This window comes from Streptomyces milbemycinicus, assembly GCF_002154605.1.
Taxonomy (GTDB): domain Bacteria; phylum Actinomycetota; class Actinomycetes; order Streptomycetales; family Streptomycetaceae; genus Streptomyces; species Streptomyces milbemycinicus.
Genome location: NZ_MUNE01000647.1, coordinates 1 through 3782 on the forward strand (window position 1 = coordinate 1; position 3782 = coordinate 3782).

The 3782-nt window shown below is 72.2% G+C and carries 4 protein-coding genes; all 4 read right to left on the reverse strand.

Annotated features, from left to right (window positions below; translation table 11 throughout):
• A partial coding sequence (locus CCN51_RS41415; protein ID WP_143676059.1) for an ATP-binding cassette domain-containing protein occupies positions 1-983 on the reverse strand: 983 nt, incomplete at its 3' end.
• Complete coding sequence (locus tag CCN51_RS41420; protein ID WP_014176827.1) at positions 983-1888, reverse strand: ABC transporter permease; 906 nt, start codon at positions 1886-1888, stop codon at positions 983-985. The genes CCN51_RS41415 and CCN51_RS41420, both read right to left, overlap by 1 nt.
• The gene (locus tag CCN51_RS41425) at positions 1885-2844 is read right to left on the reverse strand and encodes an ABC transporter permease (protein WP_014176828.1); all 960 of its coding nucleotides are present in this window, start codon (positions 2842-2844) and stop codon (positions 1885-1887) included. The genes CCN51_RS41420 and CCN51_RS41425 overlap by 4 nt, the downstream gene beginning before the upstream one ends.
• A 5-nt stretch (positions 2845-2849) precedes the next feature.
• The coding region (locus CCN51_RS41430) for an ABC transporter substrate-binding protein (RefSeq protein WP_245881786.1) at positions 2850-3782 on the reverse strand (933 nt) is incomplete at its 5' end.

Consider the following 3782-nt stretch of genomic DNA (forward strand, 5'->3'; position numbering starts at 1 on the left):
GACTTGCCGCTGCCGGACTCGCCGACCAGCGCCAGCACTTCCCCGCGCCGCACCCGGAAGGACACGCCGTGGACCGCGCGGCTCGCGCCGTAGTCGATGGTGATGTCGCGGACGGCGACCGCCTCCGGGGCGTCGGCGGGGACCTGGGCCTTGGGCCGGATCTCGCGGGTGCCGTCCTCGGCGACGAGGGCGAGCCCGGCGTCGGACAGGCGCGGGACGCTGGCCAGCAGCCGCCGGGTGTACGGGTCGGCGGGCGCGGTGAAGAGGCGGCGGGTGGGGGCGGCCTCGACGACCCGGCCGGCGCGCAACACCGCGACGTCGTCGGCCATGTGGTTGACGACGCCGAGGTCGTGGCTGACCAGGACGGCGGCGAGGCCGAGTTCGTCGCGCAGCGCGGCGAGGAGGTCGAGGACGCCGCGCTGGGTGATGACGTCGAGGCCGGTGGTGGGTTCGTCGAGGACGAGGACCTTGGGGCGGGCGGCGATGGCCATGGCGATGGCGACGCGCTGCTGCTGTCCGCCGGAGAGTTCGTGCGGGTAGCGGCGGGCGAGTTCGGCGGGGCGCGGGAGGCGAACCTGGTCGAGGAGGTCGGTGACGGCGGCCGGGTCGGTGGCGGCGTCGCCGCGCAGGGCTTCCGCGATCTGCCGGCCGACCCGCATCGAGGGGGTCAGGGCGTGCCCGGCGTTCTGCGCGACCATGGCGACGGTGCCGCCGCGCAGCCGCCGCAGTTCCTTTGCCGGGAGGGCGAAGACGTCGTTCCCGTCGACCCGTACCGTGCCCGCGGTGATGCGCGAGCCGTGGCGCAGATGTCCGAGCAGGGTGGCGGCGACGGTCGACTTGCCGCTGCCGGACTCGCCGACGAGGGCGAGGGTTCGGCCGGGGCACAGTTCGAAGCCGACCTCGTGGACGACGGGGACGTCCCGGCCCCCGGAGCGGTAGCTGACGGACAGGCCGTCAACAGCGACGATGGCGGGGGTGGTCATCAGGAGCCCTCCCGGATCCGGTCCACGCCCCAGGCCTTGGACAGGCCGTCGGCGGCGAGGTTGAGCCCGATCACGAGCGTGGCCAGGGCGATGATGGGCGCCAGGCTCGCCATCGGTACGACGGTGATGGCGGTGCGGTTCTCGGCGACCATCAGCCCCCAGTCGGGGGTGGGCGGGTTGGCGCCGAAGCCGAGGAAGGACAGGGAGCTGATCAGCAGCACCACCCAGGAGGCGCGCATCGCGAACTCGACGCACACCACATCGGTGATGTTGGGCAGCACCTCGCGCCACAGGATCGACCAGGTCCGCTCGCCGCGGGCGCGGGCGGCGGTGACGTAGTCGGCGGGGACGACGGCCAGCGCGGCGCCGCGGACGACCCGTACGACCTGCGGGACGTAGACGACGGCGATGGCGAGCACGATGACCGCGGGCCCGGTGCCGAGCGCGGTGACGACGACCAGCAGGGCGAGGATCGAGGGGATGGACAGCACGGCGTCCAGCACCCGCATCAGCACATCGTCCAGCCAGCCGCCGCGCAGCGCGGCGGCGCAGCCGAGGACGGTGCCGAGGGCGATGGTCAGCACGGTCGCGGCGACGGAGACGCCGAGCGCGTACCGCCCGCCGTACAGCACCCGGGCCAGTACGTCGCGTCCGTACTGGTCGGTGCCCGCCCAGTGGTCGGCGCCGGGGCCGAGGAGGGCGTGGGTGGCATCGCCGACCGTCGGCTCGTACGAGGTCAGCACGGGCGCGAGCAGCGCGATCAGAACGTGGACGGCGACGATCGCGAGCCCGATGGTGGCGGCGCGGGAGGAGCGTACGGTGCGCCAGGTGCGGGCGGCGAGGCCGGACCGGGCGGCGGGCGCTTCGACCGGAACAACAGCGTCGGGGATCTTCAGGGTGCTCATCGGGTCCGCCCTCCTCGGGTCCTGAGCTTGGGGTTGAGGGCCATGGCGCCGAGGTCGGCGGCCAGGTTGCAGCAGACGTAGACGACCGCGCTGATCAGGGCGATGGCCTGGATGACGGGCAGGTCGCGGTTCTGTACGGAGGAGAGCATCAGCTTGCCGATGCCCGGGTAGTTGAAGACGTTCTCGACGACGGCCACGCCGCCGACCAGCCACGCCACATTGAGCGCGATGACGTGCAGAGTGGGCAGCAGCGCGCCGGGCAGGGCGTGGCGGGTGACCACGCGCCAGGTGGACAGGCCCTTGAGCCGGGCGGTGGTGACGTACTCGCCGGCCATGACGTCGATGACCGAGGTGCGGGCCATGCGGACGATGTACGCGGCCATCACGATCGCGAGCGAGGCGGCGGGCAGCCATACGGCGGGGAGCAGCTGTCCGACGCTCGCGTCGGGACCGTAGAGCACCACGGCGGGCAGGACGGGGACGGCGATGGAGAAGAGCAGCACCAGCACGGTGGCCACGACGAACTCGGGGACACTCATCCCGATCAGGCTGACGGTGGAGATGAGGTGGTCGGGCCAGCGGTCGCGGTAGAGCCCGGCGATGATGCCCAGTACGAGCGAGCCGGTGACCGCGAAGAGGACGGTGACGACGGCGATCAGCGCGGAGTTGCCGAGGTACTGGCCGACTTCCCCGCCCACCGGCTTGGCGTTGACGAGCGAGGTGCCGAAGTCGCCGTGGAGCGCGCCTTTGACCCACTCCAGGTAGCGCTCCCAGGCGGGCTGGTCGAGGTGGAGCTTGTCGCGCAGCGCGGCGACGGCGGTGGGGGTGGCGTCCTTGCCGAGCACCTGGGTGGCGACGTCGCCGGGCAGGGACTGGACGGCGAGGAAGACCAGGACGGAGGAGAGCAGGAGCGTGCCGAACGCGGCGACGACACGTCGTACGACGAAGGAGAGCACGTCTCTCACGCCCCCTTCAGCCCGATGCCGAGGTAGTCGAACTCGAAGCCGTGCTCCGCGTAGCCGCGCACCTTGCGGGAGATGCCGACGAGCCGGTCGGCGAACATCGGGGTGATCGCCCCGCCCCGCTCCACGACCGCGGTCTGCGCCTGCTGGTAGAGCTCGCGGCGGCGCGCGTCGTCGGTCTCCCGGCGGGCCCGGTCCAGCAGCGCGTCGAAGTCCTTGTCGGCCCAGGCGGTCTCGTTGTACGAGGAGCCGCCCCGGAAGACCTGGTTGAGGAGCTGGTCGATGGGGCGGCCGGTGTACCAGTAGGTGGCCATGAGGGGCTTCTTCATCCAGATCTGGGTGTAGTACGAGTCGGCGGCGGCCGTCTTGACCCGGATCCGGATGCCGGCCCGCTTGGCGGACTCCTGGTAGGCGAGGGCCATGGGCGTGAAGATCGGGTCGTAGGAGGAGGTGTAGAGGTCGACCGCGAGCCGTTCCTGCCCGGCCTGCTTGAGCAGATGGCGGGCCTTTTCGGGGTCGTGGGCGGGGTGGGTGGCGAGGTGGCCGGGGTCGGTGGGCGGTACGGGGTTGTCCCAGCCGATGGTGCCCGCGCCCTGGAGGGCGACCTTCAGGACGTGCTCGGGGTCGTAGGCGAGCTTCATCGCCTGCCGTACCCGTACGTCGGTGAAGGGCTTCTCGGTGGTGAGCATCGGCAGCACGTACCACTGGGCGTTCTTCGCCCGGGCGACGGTGGCGCGGGACGAGTTGGCGACGACGCGGGCGGTGGCGAAGTCCAGGTTGGTCTGGGAGAGCAGATCGACCTGGCCGGCGAGCAGGGCGTTGGAGCGGGCCTGCATATCGGCGACGGAGTAGAAGTCGATCGCGTCGAGGACGGGGCGGCCGGCCCAGTGGTCCGGGTAGGCGGCGATCCGGCCGGGCCCGGCGGCGGTGAA